Source organism: Aquicella lusitana (assembly GCF_902459475.1).
GTDB classification, from domain to species: Bacteria; Pseudomonadota; Gammaproteobacteria; order DSM-16500; family DSM-16500; genus Aquicella; species Aquicella lusitana.
The window spans coordinates 1,552,860-1,574,856 of the sequence record NZ_LR699114.1; the positions used below are offsets into that span (position 1 = coordinate 1,552,860).

Annotated in this window: 22 protein-coding genes; 4 read left to right on the forward strand and 18 right to left on the reverse strand. The window is 45.6% G+C overall.

Annotated elements, in window-relative coordinates; all coding sequences use genetic code 11:
* Window positions 1-82 precede the first annotated feature (82 nt).
* From AQUSIP_RS07130 to lpxD, 5 genes are all read right to left on the reverse strand, one after another.
* Window positions 83-1,339: a hypothetical protein gene (locus tag AQUSIP_RS07130; RefSeq protein ID WP_114834798.1), complete on the reverse strand. Its 1,257-nt coding sequence runs from the start codon at window positions 1,337-1,339 to the stop codon at window positions 83-85.
* 29 nt (window positions 1,340-1,368) lie between these two features.
* Window positions 1,369-2,508 carry a lipid-A-disaccharide synthase gene (gene lpxB, locus AQUSIP_RS07135; protein ID WP_114834799.1) on the reverse strand — a complete coding sequence of 380 codons (1,140 nt, stop codon included), beginning with the start codon at window positions 2,506-2,508 and terminating at the stop codon, window positions 1,369-1,371.
* A 94-nt stretch (window positions 2,509-2,602) separates the two neighbouring features.
* Window positions 2,603-3,364, reverse strand: coding sequence for an acyl-ACP--UDP-N-acetylglucosamine O-acyltransferase (gene lpxA / locus AQUSIP_RS07140; protein WP_114834800.1), 762 nt, complete (start codon window positions 3,362-3,364; stop codon window positions 2,603-2,605).
* An 11-nt stretch (window positions 3,365-3,375) separates the two neighbouring features.
* Window positions 3,376-3,822 (reverse strand): 3-hydroxyacyl-ACP dehydratase FabZ, encoded by a 447-nt coding sequence (gene fabZ / locus AQUSIP_RS07145; RefSeq protein WP_456151158.1) that lies wholly within the window; start codon window positions 3,820-3,822, stop codon window positions 3,376-3,378.
* On the reverse strand, window positions 3,819-4,877 hold the full coding sequence (lpxD, locus tag AQUSIP_RS07150) for a UDP-3-O-(3-hydroxymyristoyl)glucosamine N-acyltransferase (RefSeq protein ID WP_114834801.1): 1,059 nt from the start codon (window positions 4,875-4,877) through the stop codon (window positions 3,819-3,821). Before lpxD ends, fabZ begins: the two co-directional genes overlap by 4 nt.
* A 1-nt stretch (window position 4,878) precedes the next feature.
* Between lpxD and AQUSIP_RS07155 the strand changes: the two genes are divergently transcribed.
* Entirely contained in the window at window positions 4,879-5,196 is a 318-nt protein-coding gene (locus AQUSIP_RS07155) for a hypothetical protein (protein ID WP_147277497.1), read from the forward strand.
* A 104-nt stretch (window positions 5,197-5,300) separates the two neighbouring features.
* Here the strand turns inward: AQUSIP_RS07155 and AQUSIP_RS07160 are convergent, their stop codons facing one another.
* The 8 genes from AQUSIP_RS07160 to rpsB all read right to left on the reverse strand — a co-directional run bounded on the left by AQUSIP_RS07160 (window position 5,301) and on the right by rpsB (window position 13,283).
* Window positions 5,301-5,840 (reverse strand): OmpH/Skp family outer membrane protein, encoded by a 540-nt coding sequence (locus AQUSIP_RS07160; protein ID WP_114834802.1) that lies wholly within the window; start codon window positions 5,838-5,840, stop codon window positions 5,301-5,303.
* 117 nt (window positions 5,841-5,957) lie between these two features.
* Window positions 5,958-8,297, reverse strand: coding sequence for an outer membrane protein assembly factor BamA (gene bamA / locus AQUSIP_RS07165; protein ID WP_170131843.1), 2,340 nt, complete (start codon window positions 8,295-8,297; stop codon window positions 5,958-5,960).
* 195 nt (window positions 8,298-8,492) lie between these two features.
* Complete coding sequence (locus tag AQUSIP_RS07170) at window positions 8,493-9,305, reverse strand: phosphatidate cytidylyltransferase (protein ID WP_114834804.1); 813 nt, start codon at window positions 9,303-9,305, stop codon at window positions 8,493-8,495.
* Window positions 9,298-10,038 (reverse strand): isoprenyl transferase, encoded by a 741-nt coding sequence (locus AQUSIP_RS07175; protein WP_114834805.1) that lies wholly within the window; start codon window positions 10,036-10,038, stop codon window positions 9,298-9,300. The genes AQUSIP_RS07170 and AQUSIP_RS07175 overlap by 8 nt, the downstream gene beginning before the upstream one ends.
* A gap of 109 nt (window positions 10,039-10,147) precedes the next feature.
* Entirely contained in the window at window positions 10,148-10,702 is a 555-nt protein-coding gene (frr, locus tag AQUSIP_RS07180) for a ribosome recycling factor (protein WP_114834806.1), read from the reverse strand.
* Between the two features lie 140 nt (window positions 10,703-10,842).
* Window positions 10,843-11,583: a UMP kinase gene (gene pyrH / locus AQUSIP_RS07185; protein ID WP_114834807.1), complete on the reverse strand. Its 741-nt coding sequence runs from the start codon at window positions 11,581-11,583 to the stop codon at window positions 10,843-10,845.
* A 12-nt stretch (window positions 11,584-11,595) separates the two neighbouring features.
* The gene (gene tsf / locus AQUSIP_RS07190) at window positions 11,596-12,483 is read right to left on the reverse strand and encodes a translation elongation factor Ts (protein WP_114834808.1); all 888 of its coding nucleotides are present in this window, start codon (window positions 12,481-12,483) and stop codon (window positions 11,596-11,598) included.
* An 11-nt stretch (window positions 12,484-12,494) separates the two neighbouring features.
* On the reverse strand, window positions 12,495-13,283 hold the full coding sequence (gene rpsB, locus AQUSIP_RS07195; RefSeq protein ID WP_197737840.1) for a 30S ribosomal protein S2: 789 nt from the start codon (window positions 13,281-13,283) through the stop codon (window positions 12,495-12,497).
* A gap of 203 nt (window positions 13,284-13,486) precedes the next feature.
* Between rpsB and map the strand changes: the two genes are divergently transcribed.
* Complete coding sequence (gene map, locus AQUSIP_RS07200; RefSeq protein WP_114834809.1) at window positions 13,487-14,260, forward strand: type I methionyl aminopeptidase; 774 nt, start codon at window positions 13,487-13,489, stop codon at window positions 14,258-14,260.
* A gap of 68 nt (window positions 14,261-14,328) precedes the next feature.
* Here map and AQUSIP_RS07205 read toward each other — a convergent pair whose 3' ends face one another.
* Window positions 14,329-14,904, reverse strand: coding sequence for a thymidine kinase (locus tag AQUSIP_RS07205; RefSeq protein ID WP_114834810.1), 576 nt, complete (start codon window positions 14,902-14,904; stop codon window positions 14,329-14,331).
* 59 nt (window positions 14,905-14,963) lie between these two features.
* On the opposite strand from AQUSIP_RS07205, the gene AQUSIP_RS07210 reads away from it, so the two are divergent.
* Window positions 14,964-15,539: a superoxide dismutase gene (locus AQUSIP_RS07210; protein ID WP_114834811.1), complete on the forward strand. Its 576-nt coding sequence runs from the start codon at window positions 14,964-14,966 to the stop codon at window positions 15,537-15,539.
* A 189-nt stretch (window positions 15,540-15,728) separates the two neighbouring features.
* Window positions 15,729-17,069, forward strand: coding sequence for a C2 family cysteine protease (locus tag AQUSIP_RS07215; RefSeq protein WP_170131844.1), 1,341 nt, complete (start codon window positions 15,729-15,731; stop codon window positions 17,067-17,069).
* Window positions 17,070-17,086: 17 nt separating this feature from the next.
* Here the strand turns inward: AQUSIP_RS07215 and AQUSIP_RS07220 are convergent, their stop codons facing one another.
* From AQUSIP_RS07220 to clpB, 4 genes are all read right to left on the reverse strand, one after another.
* A complete protein-coding gene (locus tag AQUSIP_RS07220; RefSeq protein WP_197737841.1) occupies window positions 17,087-17,407 on the reverse strand; it encodes a chaperone modulator CbpM in 321 nt (106 codons plus the stop codon).
* A 15-nt stretch (window positions 17,408-17,422) separates the two neighbouring features.
* Window positions 17,423-18,400 (reverse strand): DnaJ C-terminal domain-containing protein, encoded by a 978-nt coding sequence (locus AQUSIP_RS07225; protein ID WP_114834813.1) that lies wholly within the window; start codon window positions 18,398-18,400, stop codon window positions 17,423-17,425.
* Between the two features lie 269 nt (window positions 18,401-18,669).
* Window positions 18,670-19,098: a universal stress protein gene (locus AQUSIP_RS07230; protein ID WP_114834814.1), complete on the reverse strand. Its 429-nt coding sequence runs from the start codon at window positions 19,096-19,098 to the stop codon at window positions 18,670-18,672.
* Between the two features lie 86 nt (window positions 19,099-19,184).
* Window positions 19,185-21,773, reverse strand: a complete 2,589-nt coding sequence (gene clpB, locus AQUSIP_RS07235) for an ATP-dependent chaperone ClpB (protein ID WP_114834815.1) — start codon at window positions 21,771-21,773, stop codon at window positions 19,185-19,187.
* Between the last annotated feature and the right edge of the window lie 224 nt (window positions 21,774-21,997).

A 21,997-nucleotide genomic window follows, 5' to 3' on the forward strand; every position in this document is an offset into this window, starting at 1 on the left:
ATTCGTAGCCACCCCTCAAAAATGGCCGAAGTCTGGTTTATATATTTTCAAAAAATATTTTTTGTTTTTGCTATATCGCCGATTATATTAACAGCCTAAATGAGGCTGAGCGGTTCACCCCTTCGGAAGCGGCTGGTTCATTCCCAGTCATAAAAAGCGGAGCAACTCCGGGTCTGCTCTGATAAAAACGCTGTATTTCCCGCCCCGTCACACGAGTCGAGATAAATTTGTTTATATCCAGCGCCTGGTAGACATTGATGACAGAATCAAAATCCTGCAAATTATGCCCGCACATCATAGCCATTAACTTCACATTATCTCGATAACGGTAATCGATGACACCTTTGCCCTGAATCGTCTGTATCGGATCCGCTTTAAGGTCGCCATCATAAGGATAGAGATTTAATGTGACACCGTCGGGAATCAATTGCGGATTGGCTGAAAATGTTTTACCGATCGCTTCAAGAATACTATTCTCGTTATCGTAAAATTCAATCGTAATATCAGCACGCTCGGAGCCAATATCGAGTTCACTTAGTACGTTAATCACGACGTCATGGACGATAGCATATAATAGCGAAACTTTTGATTCGTCGAAAATAGCACAAGCGTGATTTTTGTATCGAAAACCCTGTCCATCCGGTGTCCAGTACTCATCCAATATTTTGCTATAACTGATTCCGCGCGCGAGGTTGGCATAGATATCGCTCATGCTGAATGGACTCACGCGGCAGATAATATTTTTCAGCTGACTGCGTATACTACCTTCAATATCATGGAGATTAACGTAACAGGACCCCGTTCCATTTTGCTCCATGCCGGCGCGATCATGATAAAAAGACTGCCTGTTAGTGCCAAGCATGAGCGCAGCCCTGGAAACACCCTGTATCAGCATTTTATTGCACCAATGCGAAATCAGAGCCTCATTTGCCATTAAAAAAATCTTGAACATAATTTCTTCGTTTAGGCGGCAAATATACCCAATGAATTCATGCAGAATAATGCCAATTATTTGCTTGACGGAGACAAGATTTTTTTTAATATGCCCTATCTTGTCCAACGCTGTCGTTATCCTTTTCTGAAAGGCCGGATGAGTAATCCAAGCCTGCATCTTGCTATACTTACAATCTTTCACATCATACTTATCCAACTCTTGCAATATGTTGTGAGTAACTTGATTGACATAATTCGCCTCACTCTCACTGAGATGATTTTTCCTGCCAAGTGCAATTAGAAAATCCCAGTGGCGATTTAAGACTTCAATAATGAGCTTAAAATATTTACCATTATAAAGGCAGCCGTCAAAATCCGGCACAATGATAGAGACGCGCTCTCGCATCTTAAATATCCTTTCATTATAGGCAGTAACTATGATTTTTTATGCACAGTATCCAATATGGATTCAGCAATATTGCTAGCCGCCTCTGCACGCAGGCTTTTGTGCATTTCGGTAAAAATTTGCACCAGTTTTTCGACTTTTTCCGGGTGATCCAGATAGTCGAGCGCATGCTTGCAAATGGTTTCCGGGTTGACGTCATGCTGGATCAGTTCGGGTACAAGCGACCGATTAGCTAGCAGGTTGGGCAATCCTATATAGGGCACTTTCACCAGTAATTTTGCCAACTGATAAGTCATGGGCGACATGCGATAGGCGATAATCATTGGCTTTTTATACAACATCGTTTCAAGCGTTGCCGTGCCTGAAGTAACGAGGACAACATCCGCCGCTGCCATCACGTCATGCGATCGCCGGGTAAAAAAGTGCAGTGGCAAATCGGGTGCGTACTGCTTGTAATAAGCATGGAATTCTTGATAACGCTGTTCGCTTACATGGGAAGTCAGGAATCGCAAGTCTGGTTTTTTCTGGTGCATTTGCTTTGCAGCCAGCAAAAAAGGTTCCGCCATGAAGCGGATTTCCTGTCGCCGGCTGCCCGGCAGTAATGCAACATACGTAGCATTTTCATCGATGCAAAGTGCGCGTCGAGCAGCTATTTTATCAGGCTGCAAAGGTATCTGATCTGCCAGCGGATGCCCTACATAACGCACCGGCACATGATGCTTCTCATAGAATTTTGCTTCAAACGGCAGGAGGGTAAGCATCAAATCAACTGCTTTTGCGATTTTATGGATACGGTTTTGGCGCCAGGCCCATACGCTGGGACTCACATAGTGCACCACTGGAATACCTGCCTGACGCAGTTTCAATTCCAGTCCAAGATTAAAATCGGGTGAGTCAATACCTATAAAAACATCAGGGCGGTTTTTCAGAAAATAACGATAGAGATCGCGGCGAAGTCTGATGAGATCAGGTAAGCGCAGCAGCGGCTCAATAAAGCCCATGACGGCCAATCGCTCAATATCAAAAAGGCTTTCGCAACCTGCAGCGCTCATTGCAGGACCACCCATGCCATATACCTCGAGTGTTGGGCACCGCTCACGCAGTGCCTGGATAAGCTTGGCCCCTAACAGATCGCCTGATGCTTCGCCCGCTACGATTCCAATTTTCATTATGGCACTACAGGTCCTTTCTATTAGCTAAATGCGCTCAAAAAACCAAACGCCAGTGAAAGCTGGCATGACAAGGATAAGCCATTTTGCTGCATCAGCGCACGATGCCGGCCTGAGAGGTTTGGATGAAATCGATTAATCGTTGAACCTCGGGGCATTCCATTTTTTTCAATTCTTCGATTGCCTTGGCAACGGTTAATCCGTTTCTATAAATAACTTTATAGGCACGACGCAATTGCTTCAGGGATGCTTCCGTAAAGCCGTGGCGCTGCAGTCCTACCGTGTTTAAGCCAAATGGCTTGGCATAATAACCAGACACTTTGACATAGGGTGGAACGTCTTTGATAATGACTGAATTAGTCGCCGCAAAACTGTACGCACCCACGCGGCAAAATTGAAAAACACCGGAAAATCCACTCAGAATGGCATGATCTTCCACTTTCACATGACCTGCGAGCGATGCATTGTTCGCAAATATGGTGTGGTTACCGACTTCACAATCATGTGCGATATGCACATAGGCCATAAACAGGTTATGATCACCAATCTTAGTCATGGATTCCTGCGATGTACCGCGATTTAAGGTACAAAACTCGCGAATCACATTGCCATCGCCAATTTCAAGATAGGTTTTCTCACCTCTGAATTTTTTGTCTTGCGTTACTTCACCCACAGACGCAAATTGAAAAATTTTATTATCACGCCCGATACGGGTGGGTCCCTGAATCACTACGTGCGGTCCAATCCAGGTACCTTCGCCTATTTCAACATCAGGCCCAATAACTGAATAAGGTCCCACATGAACGCTGTCAGCAATCTTTGCCGAAGGATCGATTATTGCAGTTTTGTCAATCACAGCTTACCTCGTTATTTACTTTTACGTGCGCTCATAAATTCCGCTGAGCAAGCCAATTCTTCCTCTACGTATGCAAATCCTTCCAACTTCCAGATATCGCGCTTGGAGCGAAGCACATTCACCTGTAAACGCAGTTGATCCCCGGGCTCTACTACGCGACGAAACCGTGCGTTATCAATGCCGGCGAAATAATACAGTGCTCCATTATCCGGCGTGGTATTCGTGGAAATATAAGCCAGCACTGCAGCTGCCTGCGCCAAAGCCTCAAGAATCAGTACACCCGGCATCACTGGGCGGCTAGGGAAATGCCCGGCAAAAAAAGCTTCGTTGATCGTCACATTTTTGAGCGCAACTACGGATTTCCAGGTTTCCACCTCAAGGACTCTGTCAATTAACAAAAACGGATACCGATGCGGCAGGAATTTAAGTATTTCATGTATATCCATCACATGCTTCATGATTCATTTCTCTCTGTAAGCTCTTTTAAAGCGGACTCCAAACTTTTTACGCGCTGCACCAGACTTTCCAGCTGGTGAAAACGAGCACTCTTTTTACGAAACTCCTGGTTTGTCATGAGACCCAGGATGCCTGTGGAATAAATACCTGGCTCCTGAATGGATTTTGTAACCCCCGTTCCACCTGTGAGCATGACGCCATCAGTAATAGTAAGATGGCCTGCGATCATGGCAGCACCTCCTATCATGCAGTGCTTGCCAATAACCGTGCTGCCGGCAATGCCCGTACAACCCGCAATAACCGTATGCGCGCCGATACGAACGTTATGCGCCACCTGAATCAGGTTATCCAATTTGACGCCATTCTCGATGACCGTGTCTTCCACCGCACCTCGGTCAATGGTGGTGTTCGCGCCAATATCGACATCATCCCCAATTTCAACACCACCCACTTGAGGAACTTTATGCCAAACACCTTTCTGATTGGCGAAACCAAAACCATCACTCCCGATCACCACACCACTTGCGATGCGGGTACGCTTGCCAATTTTTACACGGTGATAAAGTGTGACCCGGGCATCCAGCTGTGTCGCTTCGCCAATGACGCTGAAATCTCCGATAATACAGCCAGGACCAATCACAGCATTCGCAGCGATCTTAACCCCTTTGCCGATGATGCAATGCGCACCGATGCTGGCTGATGGATCAACATAGGTGTCTTTACCGATAACAACGGTCGGATGAATTCCCGCAGCAGGTGTCTCGTGGTCATTAAAAAAAGCGGCGATTTGCGAATAAGTATAATAAGGATTGCGGCTAATAACCGCATTGACAGTACAGCCTGCAGCATCTTCCTCTGTCAAAATCACAGCAGAGGCTTGCGTATCAGGGAGATATTTACGATAAAGGGAATTAGTCAGAAATGCGATATGCCCAGGCCGGGAATGATTAAGCGTGCAAATCCCGCTGATCATACAGTGCGGATCACCCTTAATCATCACATCCAGTCCCTTGGTTAGTTCTGATAGTGAATATTGTGTTTTATTTAGTGCTTGCATAATGATGATATGCTCATTATTAATTAAATTATTAATTAGTCGCTGGCGTGAACCGTTATGTACATTCCAATTACTGGCCGCCCTGTCATCCCGGCTCTTGCCTCACATTGCCCATCCCACACTTGCCGAGTTCACCCTCGCACTCGCCGAGCTGTCATCCGTACTTGCCCTTATTGTCATCCCGCTCTTGTTGCGGGGTGACAAAACCCAAGTGCGGGGTAACAAAGTCCAAGTACAGGTGACAAAGTCCAGGCACAAGATGACAAAGTCCAAGTCCAGGGTGACACATCAAAAACTTAATACGCGAGCGACTGATTAAAATTTATAAATCGCCTATTTGTCCCACTCACTATTATTCGTTTGCGCCTAAAACAAATCTCCCCCAAAAATGGGGGAGATTGTCAAAAGTAAAAAACGAATTTTTTAACTCTTGCTGTTAAATTGTTTTGCTACATCCTTGGTAATATCGTTTCCATCAGCTGCAAAAATAACAGCTTGGGAATCCAGCACCAGTGAATAATTTTGGCTCTTAGCAATAGTAGACACAATGCCATTTAAATCATTCAAGATACCCTGCATGATTTTATTTTGTTCTTTTTGTAAATCCTGCTGGTAGGCAACAACCTGTTTGACCAGATCAGATCGGTCAGCAGCGATCTTTTTCTGCATTGAATCCCTTTCTTTCTGGTTCATCGTGGGTGATTCTTTCTTAAATTTATCCAGCTGATCCTGCAAAGCTTTTTGTTCATCGCTAATTTTGGACTGGCGGGTCTTGAACTGGTTTTCCAGTTTTTTGCTCAATTCAGCAACTCGTGGCGATTGTTGCAACACTTGTTGCACATTGACGACAGCAACCTTTAATTGGGCAGAGGAGGCAGACGCGTCTGCTGCCTGAGACACTTCAACGCCCGTGGCCAGCAAAAATGCGCTGATTAAAATGCCAATTTTCTTCACAATCTTCATGATATTCTCCAAATAAAATTAAACGCTAATTTTCCCTAAAACCAACACCCGTGCTATTGTACCGCCAACCACTATCTATCGCATCAGCTTCTTGATGCAAACAGATTGTAATATTTATCAGAAATTTGCGCCCAGAGCAAACTGGAATACTTCTTCCTGATCGCCCCGGTTTCCGCCTTTACCCTTCTGGCGATTAAGAGGTTTAGCGAGGCTGAACTGGATAGGTCCAAACGGTGTAATCCAGTCTGCTTCGAGACCTATTGAATAACGAATGGGGCCTGCATCTGTACTTTTACCCCCAAAACCCCGATTATTCAAGGAGGTATAGACGTTACCGGCATCTACAAAAGCACTAGTACGCAGGTTTTCCGTCAGATAGTTGGGAAAAATGAGGCCAATGCTCGCATCCACCAGCATATTACCGCCATAGGGATTATCATTCGAATCCCGCGGGCCCAATGTATAACCCTGGTAGCCCCGAACGGAATCAATGCCGCCGGCATAATAGTTTTTGAAGAATGGGTAGTTACGGGCACCGTGCAAACTGTTGCCATATCCCAAATCTGCCCGACTGGTCAGGATAAACTCGTCAGTCAGGGGCGCGTACCATTTGCCATGATAATTAATGGTATAAAAGCTGAGTGAATTGCTGTCCAGCGGTGCATAACCATCAAGAAATAGGGTCTGGAGGCCGCCCCGCGTAGGGAAAAGGGCTTTATCCCTGCTATCCCGCGTGTAGCCCAGCTTCATATCCAGCTCTTGGAAATGCCGTCCATGACGGTTAACAAAAGTCGCCACCTGCGAGGACGTCTTAGACAAATCCTGGTTCAGATTAATAAGCGTATTCTGATAGCCCAACCCCGCCTGGATGCGGTTAATGACGCCGATTTCCTGGCCAACGGGTATGCCGTATAGCACGCCAAAACCATATTCATTGGCTGTATAGCCACTGCCTACGCCAGCTCCCCGGGGGTCAACGCGTGACATAGTTAAGTTGAAACTGCGGCTGATGCCGTCCGCCGTATAATACGGATTAGTGTAATCAACGCTATAAAACTGTTCATAGCGGCTGCGGGAAAGGTTAATGCCAAAGGTATTACCTGTTCCGAAGACATTTTTCTGATTAAAGCCCACACCCAGAATGGTGCGATAAAGCTGGGAATAACCAATTTTAAAAGAGGCCTGTGCAGAACTTTCTTCCTTCACCTTGTAGTTGACATCCACTTGGTCGTCCACCCCTTCCACCGGCGTGACCGACATGTCCACTTCCTTGAGATAAGGTAATAAATTCAACCGATGTTTGGATTCTTCCAGTTTGGTAGTGGAAGCAGGCGCCGCTTCCCATTGCTGCATCTCACGTCGCAGAACAACATCGTTGGTACGATTATTATCTGAGAAAGTGATATGACGTACATAGGTGCGCTTGCCTGGGTTTATCACAAATACCAGCGCAACTTCATGGGTGCTTTCGTCAACCTGTGGACGCAGGGAGATGGAAGCAAACATATAGCCATGATCGCCCAACAGCTTGGTAATATCTTTTTCGGTATCCAGCACTTTTTGTCGTGAAAAAGTTTCACCTGGTTTGACATGGACCAGTTTCATCATGTCTTCGCGCGGCACAACCATCTTGCCTTCAATGTCATAACTTTTGACAGTATAAGGCTCGCCTTCTTTCACAACAATATTGATATAAACGGATTTACGATCCGGCGTCACTTCCGCCTGGGCTGATTTCACTTCGAACCGGATATAGCCATGGTCCATATAGAAAGCGCGCAGCTTTTCCAGACTTTCGTCAAGTTTTGCTTCTGAATAACGGTCTGTCTGGGTCACAAACGTAAACAGCCCCACGGTTGTCAGGGTCATTTGATTGATCAGTGTTTTTTCATCAAAGGCATGATTGCCGATAATGGAAATCCTGCGTATTTTTGCGACTAAACCTTCTGAGATATTGATGTTTACCATGACACGATTACGCGGCATGGGCGTAGTATTAATATCAACACGCGCGTTATAGCGGCCCAGCTGATAATACTGATTTAACAGGCTTTGTTTGATTTTATCTAATATGACGGGATTGTAGACGCGTCCCTCCGCCACATCGAGTGACTTCATTACACTCGTTAGTTTATCCGTGGGGATGATCGAATTACCTGAAATTTTCAACTGTCCAATCGTTGGGCGCTCAACCACATGAATGATTAAGGTGCCATTCGCTCTGGATAATGTGATGCGATCAAAGAAACCGGTTTGATAAAGTGCCCGCAGAATGGCTGCTGTTTTGGCCGGCTGCAATGTTTGGCCACGCTTGATCGGTAAATAACTTTCGACAGTCGCTGATGAAACCCGTTGCAGTCCCTCAATTTCAATATTCCTGACAACAAAAGCCTGCTGCGCCCAAGCCGCAACAATGAATTGAGATAATAAAATAATTAAGTATGCTAATTTTTTCATTGTTTCCTCGTTTGTCATCCCGCACTTGTTGCGGGATCCGGACCTTTCTCCGAATTGCTACCAGACCTCGTCATTCGCAGCGCACACGAACGCGGGGTGACATAACCTTATTAACCAGCGTGACTTTACATCGCCAGGACTAAATCAAGCAGCCAATTATCTTGGCTTTTTTCTTGAAAATCCAGCTTTTAATTTTCAGGAGAAATACAAGCCTAAAACCCATGCCCCAAGCGAAAAAACCGGCGCAGCGGCGGTCAAACTGTCAATCCTGTCCAACAATCCGCCATGTCCAGGCAAAAATGTACCGGAATCCTTTAAATCAGCCAGGCGCTTTAGCATACTTTCGAACAAATCACCTACCACGGAAAATAAAACTGTAAGAAGTGAAAGCGCAACACTCCATAGCCACAAGTATTGCGGTGTGGCAGTCAGCCATAATGCAGCGCCAGCAACAAGCAAAGTAAAGATAATTGCGCCGATCAAACCTTCTATTGTTTTACCCGGACTAACTAGCGGAGCCAGCTTGTGCTTGCCCCATTGTTTGCCTGCAAAATAGGCAGAGGAATCCGCGCCCCATATCAGCACAAAAAGGAAAAGCAGAATGTAAATTCCATCCTGCTGTATACGGATAAAATTAATGGCTGCCCAACAGGGCACCAGAACAAAACAACCCATCAAACCGCGTAAAAAGCGGCTGTGCCCCCATCTTTCTCTTCCACGAGGATAGAAATAGATCAGCAATACAGCAAGTAACCACCAAGTAAAAGCCAAAAGAAAAATAGCGGGTGCTGGAATTAAAAGCGCGACCAAAAGCAGCAACCCGATTAAAAAAAAATAAAATACCTGTCCGGGAAACGTTTTTATTTGAATAAGATGAGACCATTCCCACGCTGCGGCTAATGTAATGACGGCGGTTAAAAAACAGAAAGCGCCAGGCGGAAGAAAAAATAAAAGCAGAAGCGTGATGGGAATCAAGACAAGTGCAGTAAGGATACGCTTTTTAAGCATGACGGGCCGCTTCTTTTAATTGTTCACTGCTATAACCATAACGCCTTTCACGGCTGGAATAGTGCTTTAAAGCCTTTTCCAATTCATTCTCATCGAAGTCTGGCCACAAGATATCGGTAAAATAGAGTTCCGAATAGGCAAGCTGCCAAAGCATGAAATTACTGATGCGCAACTCGCCGCTTGTGCGGATAAAAAGATCGGGATTGGGCAAATCGGAAAAGGACAATCGGCTGGCAAATTTTTCGGGTGTGATTTCTTGGCTTCGAAGCGTGCCTGCTTCTACTTCCAGCGCCAGCTGACGCGCTGCCTGACAAATATCCCACTGGCCGCCATAGTCAACAGCGATAATAAGTGTCATGCCGGTGTTTTTTTGTGTTAACTGCTCAACTTCCTTGATTTTTTCACACAGCTTCTCGCTAAACCGGGAACGATCGCCAATAAATCGCAATTGTATATTATTCTCATGCAGCATCCCCACTTCGCGCTCAAGACCTGTTAAGAATAATTCCATGAGAAAGCTGACTTCCTGCGCAGGGCGTCGCCAGTTTTCGCTGCTGAAAGCAAAAAGAGAAAGCACTTTAATATTTCGTCGAGCACAATTTTTAACAACTTGCCGCGCAGCTTCCACACCCGCACGATGACCAGCAATACGCGGCATAAACCGCTGCTTGGCCCAGCGACCGTTGCCATCCATAATGATGGCGATATGCTGCGGCAAATGTATGTCAGCCATCTTAATAACCTGTGTTACTAAAGTTTGTCACGTGCCCACTCTGTCAGAATTTAATTACGCACCAGCAATTGGCTTGGAATGCATGACACAGTTAGATAAAACGCTCTCATTAAATCGCCATGAGATCCGTTTCTTTTGCCGTTGTTAATTGATCCACTTCAGCAACAAATTTATCAGTCAACTTTTGCACCTCATCACCCAAGCGCCGTTCTTCATCTTCAGTAATTTCTTTTCCCTTGAGCATTTCTTTAAGCAATGCGTTGGCATCACGCCTGACATTGCGAATACTCACGCGCGCGGCTTCTGCTTCATTACGCACGACTTTAATCAACTCTTTTCTTCTTTCTTCATTGAGCGCCGGCATGGGTACGCGGATAATATCGCCTGAAGTCGCGGGATTCAGTCCCAAATCAGAATTGAGAATCGCTTTCTCAATCACCTGCACCATCTTTTTTTCCCATGGGGTAATCGTTAAGGTACGTGCGTCGCTGACTGTAATGTTAGCAACCTGATTGATTGGCATTTCTGAACCGTAATAATCAACGCGAATATGATCCAGAATACTGGGGTTCGCCCGCCCGGTACGTAATTTTGCAATTTCAGTCTTGAATGAATCAATACTTTTACGCATACGTGTATCTGCGTCTTTAATTACTTTATGCATGGATGATTCTCCACTTTTACTTATCTTAATAAAGCATAATATAGCTTCTCACACTCTCTTTCTTCATCGGTAAGTATGAGCAATTATCATGTAAATTTTTGTCGGCAAACACTCGTTTGTTAGAGCTGGTTTCTGCCTTCTTATTCTACTGCTTTTATCATGGTGCCTATGTCTTCGCCGAGCATAATACGCTTTAAGGCACCCTGTTTATTCATGTTAAAAACGCGAAGCGGTAGGCCATGATCCTGGCAAAGCAGAATCGCGGTCAAGTCCATGACGCCCAGGCGTTTGCTGATGACTTCTTCGTAGCTTAAATGTTCGAAACGTTCTGCCTTGGGATTCTTGATAGGGTCATCATCAAAAACGCCTTCGACTTTCGTTGCTTTTAATACGATATCCGCGCCGATTTCAATACCGCGCAGAGCGGCCGCCGAATCGGTCGTCACTAAAGGATTGCCCGTTCCCGCAGAAAAAATAACAACATGGCCTTGCTGCAGTTTCTCTTGCGCTTTAGAACGGTCGTATTGTTCAGCAATGCTTGGGATACCGAAGGCAGACATGAGCGTGACAGGAATCGATTTTCGTTCGAGCGCATCACGTAAAGCAAGGCCATTGATAACGGTAGCTAGCATGCCCATTTGATCTGCAGCGATCCTGTCCAGGCCCGCGGCGCATAAATCCGCGCCGCGAATAAGATTCCCCCCACCAACGACCAGGGCGACTTGCACACCTAACTGCTGTGCGCCGATGATTTCCTGGGCAATACGTGAAAGTTTGCTGGCATCGATCCCGAAAAGGTGATCGCCCTGCAGTGCTTCCCCGCTCAATTTAAGCAGAATACGCCTATAAAGAGGCTCGACACGCGCAGTTGTTTGCTCCATATATTTTTGCCTTTAGCTGCCTTGCACTTGTGACATTACAGCTTCTTTGAAATCTTCAGAAGCTTTCTCTATCCCTTCTCCTACTTCAAAACGATGGAATGCCAGCACTTTGGCGCGGTGCTTGCTAAGCAAACCGCCTACGGTAATATCAGGGTCTTTCACAAAAGGCTGACCCACCAGACTGACTTCATCGAGGAACTTCTTGAGACGGCCTGCAACCATTTTCTCAATGATTTCCTGTGGCTTGCCGCTGGTTGCCGCTTGCGCCATATAAATTTCTTTTTCTTTAGCAATCAGTTCCTGTGAAACATCTTCCGGTGAAATCACGAGGGGCCTGCTAGCAGCAATGTGCATTGCAATATCGCGTGCCAAATCTTTGTTATCCACATCCAGCTCAACCATCACGCCGATACGGCTACCATGCAGATAAGTACCAATGGTGGCTGCTGAAACGCCACTCAGCACGATACGTCGTACCTGGACATTTTCACCCACCTTGGTCACCAGCTCCTGACGGACTTGTTCTACCGTCTGTGGTGCATGGCCAAGCAAAGGCGCACCGGAAAGTTGGCTTACATCCTGAATGCCGGTTTCCAGCGCTGTTTTGGCAACTGCTTTGACAAAAGAAGTAAAGTTGCTGTCACGCGCCACAAAGTCAGTCTCGCAATTCACTTCAATCATGACGGCTTGTTTATCATTATCAGTAATAGCAATAGCACCTTCTGCCGCAATACGGCCTGCTTTTTTGCCGGCTTTCGCCGCACCTGATTTACGCAATTCTTCAATTGCGCGTTCCATATCGCCATTACTGGCTTCGAGTGCTTTCTTACACTCCATCATGCCAGCCCCGGTTCGTTCGCGTAATTCTTTTACTTGGCTTGCTGAAATTATGGTTGACATATTTTCACCTCTTACTTGTCTGATTCGGTTTCATCAATATCGCCATCATCCGAGAGAGGTGCTTCCTCAGAGGCTTCCTGAATTTCTACGAATTCGTCTGCTTCTTCTGTGCCTTCTAACATGCTTGCGCGGGCATCCATAATCGCTTCAGCCACAGAGTTGGCATAAAAACGGATAGCGCGGGTTGAGTCGTCATTGCCAGGGATAACGTATGTAATACCATCCGGATCATTATTGGAGTCGACGACGCCAATCACAGGAATGCCTAAACGGTTTGCTTCGCGTACAGCAATCTTTTCATGGCCCACATCAATGACAAACAGTGCATCCGGGATGCCACCCATGTTTTTGATACCGCCAAGACTGCTCATCAGCTTGTCTTTTTCACGTTCCAGACCCAGGATTTCTTTTTTGGTCAGGCGGCCAAATTTGCCGGATTCGAACATGGCTTCCAGCTCTTTGAGGCGTTTGATGGATTGACGAATGGTTTTGTAGTTCGTCAACATACCGCCTAGCCAGCGGCGGTTAACGTAAGGCATTTTGCAACGTTCTGCTTCCTGCTGGATAATGTCCTGCGCAGCATATTTCGTGCCCACAAACAGGATCTTGCCTTTCTTTGCCGCGATGTCGCCTATAAAATTCAGCGCATCCTGAAAAAGCGGCAGGGTTTTGCCCAGATCAATAATATGGATTTTGTTACGGGAGCCATAAATATAGCTCGCCATTTTGGGATTCCAGTAACGGGTTTGGTGGCCAAAATGCACACCTGCTTTTAACATGTCTTGCATTGTAACTTGCATGGTTTTTTCCTCTTTGGGTTAAGCCTCCGCATGCCCTTTCCGCCAACTTTATTTTAATAAAGCACCCGGCGAAGAGTTTTGACACGCGTGTGGACTGTTGTTATTGCTTAATAAGGCATGCCTTTATACCATAGAACCTGAGCAGCAACAATATCCGACTGGATTACTTATATACTTATACTTAAAGGTAAAAACAGGTAAAAATGGCCGAAATTATTATTAAAACAGCTGAGGACATCGAAAAGATGCGGGTAGCCGGACGTTTGGCAGCCGAAGTCCTTGAAATGATTGAACCTTATGTAAAAGAAGGCATTACAACAGAAGAACTCGATCAAATTTGCCATGATTATATCGTTAATATCCAAAAGGCAATCCCTGCGCCATTGAATTATCATGGCTTCCCCAAGTCCATCTGCACCTCGGTTAATCACCAGGTATGTCACGGCATCCCCGGACCCCGGAAGTTAAAAGCAGGAGACATTGTAAATGTGGACATCACAGTGCTCAAGGATGGTTATCATGGCGATACCAGCAAAATGTTTGCCATTGGCAAGCCATCCATTCTGGCTGAGCGCCTGATCCGGGTTACTCAGGAAAGCATGTACTTAGGCATTAAACAGGTCAAACCAGGCATCCATCTGGGCGATATTGGAGCAGTCATTCAGCTGCATGCGGAAAAAAACCGCTTTTCAGTTGTGCGCGAATACTGCGGCCATGGTATCGGGAAAGGCTTTCATGAACCCCCCAATGTGCTGCACTACGGCAAACCTGGCACTGGCGAAGTATTAAAGCCTGGGATGATTTTTACAATCGAGCCCATGGTGAATGCAGGCAAACGCGACGTCAAACTGCTGCCTGATGGCTGGACCGTCGTCACCAAAGACCACAGCCTGTCTGCCCAATGGGAGCATACCGTGCTCGTCACTGAATCCGGGTTTGAGGTGCTGACAAAGCGGAGTGAGGAAAGCGGGATTTAATTGGCCTGGGCTGCCAGTCGTACCTCCTGGCGCATGGCTCGCATGCGTGCAGCTCTTGCAGCCTTCCACTAGGCCATCCCCTTAAAATGCTTCCGGCACAGCGCAATATAGCTCTCATTCCCCCCAATCATCACCTGCTCGCCACTTTTGACAGGCCGTCCTTCTGCATCGATGCGCGCACTCATGATTGCCTTGCGGCCGCAATGGCAGATGGTTTTGATTTCACTCAGGTGGTCCGCCCAGATCAGCAGATAGAGGCTGCCTTCAAATGGCTCGCCCCTGAAATCGCTGCGCAAACCATAGGCGAGGACCGGCAGGTTCAGCTTGTCGACAATGTCAGTCAGCTGGGCCACCTGTTTTTTAGTCAAAAATTGCGCTTCATCAATGAGAACACAGGCAAGTGAAGTGTGTTTCGTGCGATATGACTCGGTATATTCGAGCAGATTCATTTCATCTGTAAAAGGCACTGCCTCCGCGCTTAAACCAATGCGGGAGTGAATCTTTCCTTTTTCAAACCGTGAATCAATCGCTGGTGTAAAAAGCAGCGTCTCCATGCCTTTTTCCTTATAGTTGTAAGCAGATTGCAACAGAATGGTGCTTTTTCCGGCATTCATCGCCGAATAATAAAAATAGAGTTTTGCCATAGCCTAGCCCCGGTAAAATGTATTATCCTGCAAACTCAAAAGTAGAAGGAGAAATACCCATGTTTGAATTACCCAAATTACCATATGAAATGGATGCACTGCAGCCTTACATTTCTAAAGAAACGCTGGAGTATCATTATGGCAAACATCATCAGGCTTACGTTAATAACCTGAACAATCTCATTAAAGATACCGAGTTTGCAAACCTGTCGCTGGAAGAAATCATCCTGAAATCGAGCGGCGGCATTTTTAACAATGCAGCACAAGTCTGGAACCATACCTTTTATTGGCATTGCATGGCACCTAAAGCAGGCGGCGAACCATCTGGAAAACTGGCGGATGCAATCAAGAAAAAATTTGGCTCCTTTGATGAATTCAAAAAACAGTTCACTGAATCGGGCACCAAATTATTTGGCTCCGGCTGGACCTGGCTTGCTCAGGACAAAAACGGTGAGCTTGAAATTATCAATGAAAGCAACGCGGGCCTGCCCATGAAATCAGGCAAAAAAGCCCTCTTCACCTGTGATGTTTGGGAACATGCGTACTATATTGATTATCGTAACGCACGGCCTAAGTATCTTGAGAATTTCTGGAATTTGGTAAATTGGGACTTTGTTGCAGAGAATTTCGCCTAGTAATTTAATAATAGGGTAAGCTAACAATGTTATGCTTGCCCTATTTATATCAGCCTCATGCCTTTTCTGGCTGCATACGAATAAATCTAAATTTTAATATAAACTTAAATTGTAATTATGCAATCAAACAGATTTCAAAACACATTGTTTTCTTCAGCGCCAGAAACCGCGCAAAATCCTGAAAAACGATTGGATGCAGAAGGGTTTTCTAAAAAAGCATCTGAAGAAAAATTAAACGGCAGTCTCATTGTACCAAAAGGAGCAACGGTTAAAATATGTTCTAATCCAACGGGCAGGGCATGGCTTAAGGAGATTACACATACAAAAGTAAAAGATGCTATCTTTGCAAATCCGCCTTCTCTTCATGACATCAAACAGGGTGGAAAAACAGGTGATTGTTTTTTATTAGGCCCTTTAGTGGCTATTCTAGCCTTGCCTGAGGGCGAAGAAATTATCAGAAGCATGCTAAAAGAAGTTGGTGATCGTGTTATTGTTAGATTGTTTGATGATTATAATATTCCACATTACCTGTCTATTGAAAAATCCATTCCAACCAGTTTCGGCGTTTTAAGCTCGGGTCCGTTGTGGGTTAGACTAATTGAAAAAGCCTACACTATTTTTCATGGAGGCAAGTATAGCGTATTGGATCATGGCAGGTCCGAACAAGCTATGAAGACATTAACTGGCGCGCATGACCATGCTGAGTATGAAGGTTATTGTTCCCTGCCTTTTCAAACAAAAAAGCGGCTCTCCGAATTAAAAAAATACATCGATGCTCACGGTATCTATCTTTTCAACGAATTAATGCGGATGAATAGTAAAACACCGCGTTCAATCAGAGAAAATGCCACCCAACAAGTTTTTGCAGGAAATGCATCGCTACTAGGGGAATGGCAATATTGGTTGGAAAGCGGAAATAAAATACAAGCATGGACAAGCATCTTGGAAAATAATCATCCGATCCATCTTCATCATGTAGAAAAATTCTTTTCTTCGTATGAAAGCAATCAAGCAGTCCAATGTGTAACAACATGGATTAACCAAAACAGAATTTTATCTGGGCCACCACTTTCGGGCATATACTCTCATGAGGAATTGGAATTATTTTCTGCGATTGAAAAACGCCTGAAAGCAAATATGCCCATCATGATGAGCACTGGGGACGTATTTAAAGAAGGCCTGTTGCCGGTACACGTCTATGCCGTAATAGGCGTGGAAGATAATTTATTGACCCAGCGTAAATATCTTCTGGTGAGAAATCCTTACGGAGATGATAGGGGCCTACTTTCCAAATTGATGACAAAAGGAGGCCGAACATCTATAGATATTCAAAATCAAGATAAAAGTTGGGGAGTAAAAATCCAAAGTATTGATCAATCGACTGCGCGGATGGAATTAAGTGATTTTTGTTCCTGTTTTGATTACATTGATGCGTTTACTTCAGTTTCAATGATGGAGATTAATAATCGTATAGAAAGCCACTTTCAATCAATCAATCGCGATGACTCTTCGCTTTTAAGACGAAACTAAGATTCAAAAGCCAAAAATTATTTCAAATAAAGCTTCTCCAGCATCGCCATCCTGGCCCGCAATCTTTCCATCTCATCAAGCAAATCCAGCACCACAGCAACACCCGCCAGATTCACTTCCAGATCACGTTGCAAACGCAGCGCGGTTTTGATGCGTTGTAATTCATCCAGATCGAACTGCCACTCTTCGGGTAATTCGCCTTCGGGATGAACAATCTCATATTCGATCAAGTCTTGAATGAAATCGGCAGAAATATTGCAAATCTCACAGATTTCCTCCAGCGAAACCGGCGTATCACTCGTGTAATCTGCAATAATCATGATTTCTTTCTTTGCCATAACTTCCTCTTACATTTATACCGCCCAATCTTTGCGCGGGTTAAATGGCATTATCTGCGCCATCTTCTGATATAACTGTCGCTGCTCTTCTGTTTCAGCAGGCGGTGTCTTGATTTGTACGACCACAAACTGATCACCTGCGTGTGGTTTGCCTGGCATTCCTTTTTCCTTCAATCGGAGTTTTTGGCCGGTTTGCGTGGCAGCAGGCAACTTGAGACCAATCTTGCCGGCCAGTGTTGGGACACGTATATCAGCTCCCAGCGCTGCTTCCCAGGGTGTGACAGGTAGAGTGAGGTATACATTCTTTCCTTCCAGGGAGAAAATGGGATGCGGCTCAATATCGATTTCTAGATAAAGATCACCTGCAGGCGCACCACCTATTCCCGGATTACCCTGCTGAGCGAGACGCAACTGCTGCCCTTGCGTAGCACCCGCCGGTATATTGACTTTAATTGTGCGTATCTGATGTGAAACGTGCCCTGTGTTTTCATCCACAATCGGCACTTGCAGCTGAATAGTTTTGTTTGTTCCCCTAAAAGCATCTTCCAGTGAAATGCTGATCCGGGCATGCTGGTCGCTGCCACGCCGTTTGAATCCCGCAAAGGTATCTCGTTCAAAGCCAGTCTGTGTTCTTCCACCGCCAAAGAGACTGGAGAAAAAATCACTGAAGTCACCGCCAAAATCGCCCTCGGTAAATGCACCTGTGTCACCTGAAGTATAAAAACGGGTATGCGCTGACTCCCAGCCTGGCGGCGGTCGAAACTCCTGGCCTGCTTTCCACTGGCTGCCCAATTGATCATATGCAGTACGTTTTTCCGGGTCTTTTAAAACCTCGTAAGCTTCTTGTACATTTTTGAATTGCTCTTCGGCGTTGGGTTCTTTACTGACATCAGGATGAAATTTGCGAGCCAGCCGGCGATAAGCATGTTTAATATCATCTTGTGACGCCTTCCGGTCTACTCCCAGGATTTTATAATAGTCTTTGTATTCCATGCGAGCCTTCTGACTTTTTGAGAATATTGTAAGTGTTCGGTTAACCCGTTAGCCGTTCACCCCGAGGAGCGTGCGAAGCACGCGTCTCGAGGGGTAAGAACACGGGCCACTCGTTCATGCTTCGAGACGCACGCTATGCGTGCTCCTCAGCACGAACGGGTTAACAGAATATTTAAATCGCCTTAAAAACTTATCATTCCCGCGCAGGCGGGAATAACAAAATTTAGCAATGCTAAAAGCCGCTCATCTTCCACATCATGTTTAATAAATTACTGTTCTTCCGGTAACCGAACCGTGAGCACATCACACTTCGCACCATGCAAAATGGCATTGGCTGTGGAGCCCAATAGTAAGGACAAACCGTGACGACCATGGCTGCCGCACACAATAAGATCCGCTTGGATATCTTCTGCAATTTTGAGAATTTTGGTTTTGGTCGGACCCACTTCAACGTGCAAGTCGCTTATAGTGACACTTAATTTTTCACCCAATTTTTCGATAGATTGGCGCGCTTCTTCGATTAATTGTCCTTCTATATCTTCAATCCCCAGATAAGCATAGCTATAACCCGGAAGCGGTTCGACAACGTGCACAAGGCTGAGCTTGGCATTGGTTAGTTGGCGTATATCCCGCACTTTGGCGACAAGATAATCGGTATCTTCGGTTAAATCGGTGGCAAACAAGATATGTTTGTACATAGCAACATCATCCCTTTTCGCTATCGTTAAATTATTCGCTCTGCCTGTGTCCTTCTCAATACCAGCAAAAAGGATACAGTTTTATTTTAAACCGTTACGGCCGCTTTTGAAAATTCAATACGGTCTTTTTTCAATTCAATCTGTACCGTATCACCCGGCACATATTTCCCCGCCAGTATTTCCTGAGCTAGTGGATTTTCAACATATTGTTGAATAGCACGTTTTAGCGGTCTTGCTCCATAAACGGGATCATAACCTGCTGCTGCCAAATAATCCAATGCTTCATCGGTAATGGCAAGGCTGTATTCGCGTTCAGCCAAACGTGATCGCAACCGGTTAATTTGAATTTTAGCAATAGTTCTAATCTGCTCTTGATCAAGCGGATGAAACACTACAATTTCATCAATACGATTGATAAATTCAGGCCGGAAATGTTGCCCGACTACGCCTAATACCGCTTCTTTCATCGCAAAATAATCGCCTTCTTTTGAAATGCGCTGTATTAAGTCCGAACCCAAGTTGGAGGTCATGACAATGACCGTATTGCGAAAATCAACGGTGCGCCCCTGGCTGTCTGTCAGTCGCCCATCGTCCAACACTTGCAGCAAAATGTTAAAGACATCGGGGTGTGCTTTTTCCATTTCATCCAGCAAAATGACTGAATACGGTTTACGGCGCACATGCTCAGTCAAATAACCGCCTTCTTCATAACCTACATACCCGGGCGGTGCGCCAAGCAATCTTGACACAGAATGTTTTTCCATAAATTCGGACATATCAAGACGTATCACGGCTTCTTCTGTATCAAATAAAAATTCCGCAAGCGATTTGCATAACTCTGTTTTACCGACACCCGTTGGGCCTAGAAACAGAAAAGAACCGATAGGACGGTTTGGATCAGACAAGCCTGCGCGTGAACGTCGAATCGCATTACAAACAGCTGTCACCGCCTGGCTTTGACCCACGATGCGATGGTGCAGCGCATCTTCCATCTGCAGCAGTTTTTCTTTTTCACTCTCAAGCATTTTGGAAACCGGAATATGCGTCCATTTGGAAACGACTTCCGCAATTTCTTCGTCCGTTACCCTGTTACGCAGCAGGTGAGTTTCTTTTTTCTGACTGCCCGAAGCCGCTTCCGCAAGCTGTTTTTCTAGCTCAGGAATACGCCCATATTGCAACTCTGCCATACGCGAAAGATCACCCGCACGACGCGCGTTATCAAATTCAGTGCGCGCTTTTTCCAATTCAGTCTTAATACTCTGCGCATCCTGCAGCGAAGCTTTTTCCGCTTTCCAGATTTTTTCTAGCTTTTTGTATTCTTCTTCCAGTTTTTGCAAATCGTTTTCAAGTTTTTCGAGATGCTTTTTGGAGCCTTCGTCTTTTTCTTTTTTTAATGCTTCACGTTCAATTTTAAGTTGGATGATACGGCGTTCCAGGTTATCCATCATCTCCGGTTTGGAATCGATTTCCATACGGATATTGCTTGCAGCTTCATCGATTAAATCGATGGCCTTGTCGGGCAAGTTTCGGTCTGTAATATAGCGATGCGATAGCGTGGCAGCCGCGACAATCGCAGAGTCTGTTATTTCCACGCCATGATGCACTTCGTAGCGTTCCTTCAAGCCACGCAGAATAGCGATGGTATCAGGCACGCTGGGCTCTTCGACGAGTACACGCTGGAAACGGCGCTCAAGGGCCGCGTCTTTTTCAATATACTTGCGATACTCATCCAGTGTTGTCGCACCTACGCAATGCAATTCACCGCGTGCAAGCGCGGGCTTTAGCATATTACCGGCATCCATGGCGCCTTCTGCTTTACCTGCGCCTACGACATTGTGCAATTCATCAATAAATAAAATAACTTGGCCTTCCTGTTTTCCAAGCTCCTTTAAAACACCTTTCAGCCGCTCTTCAAATTCGCCGCGAAACTTTGCCCCTGCGATCAATGATCCCAGATCAAGAGAAAGCAACCGCTTGTTACGCAAACCTTCCGGCACTTCACCATTTACGATGCGCTGCGCAAGCCCTTCCACAATGGCTGTTTTACCCACGCCGGGTTCTCCAATCAGCACGGGATTGTTTTTGGTTCGCCGCTGCAGTACCTGAATCGTGCGCCGAATTTCTGCATCGCGCCCAATCACGGGGTCAAGTTTGCCCTGCTCTGCCAGTTTCGTCAGGTCAATGGTATATTTGGCCAAAGCATTGCGCTGTTCTTCTGCATTAGGATCTTCCACACGCTGTCCTCCCCGTTCTTCATCAATGGCTTTTTCAACATTGGCTTTAGTCGCACCGCATTTACGCAGAATATCGCCAAGCGTTCCATTGTCTTCGACTGCGGCCAGTAAAAATAGCTCGCTTGAGATGTACTGGTCTTTGCGTTTCTGGGCAAGTTTATCGGTCAGATTTAATATGCGGTTTAACTCATTAGAAATATGCATTTCGCCGCCCGCCCCTTCCACGCGCGGCAAGCGCTCGATAGCTGTGTCTATTTCAGTACGCAGATTGGGAATATTGACATGGGCCTTAGTCAGAATGGAATGGATACTGTCTTCCTGTCCTAGCAGCGCTTTCATGACATGAACAGGCTCAATAAAGGCATGATCCCCTCCTAGCGCAAGCGATTGTGCATCCGCCAAGGCCATTTGGAATTTACTGGTCAGTTTATCCATTCGCATATTCATTTCACCTTTTTTGTACTGTCCATATTACACATGAGGGCAAAACGCATAAGATTCAAGCATAGCATGGAAAAACTTTTTGCACTAAATACGCTGTTATTAAGCGCCGTACTGTGTCGATGCAGTCACATAGCAACAAGGCTGTGGCGTCCGGATCCAGTCTCGGAGCTTTGAAAACTATTGGCTTCGCGTTAGTGCACAGTGTTCATAATTAGTGTGTC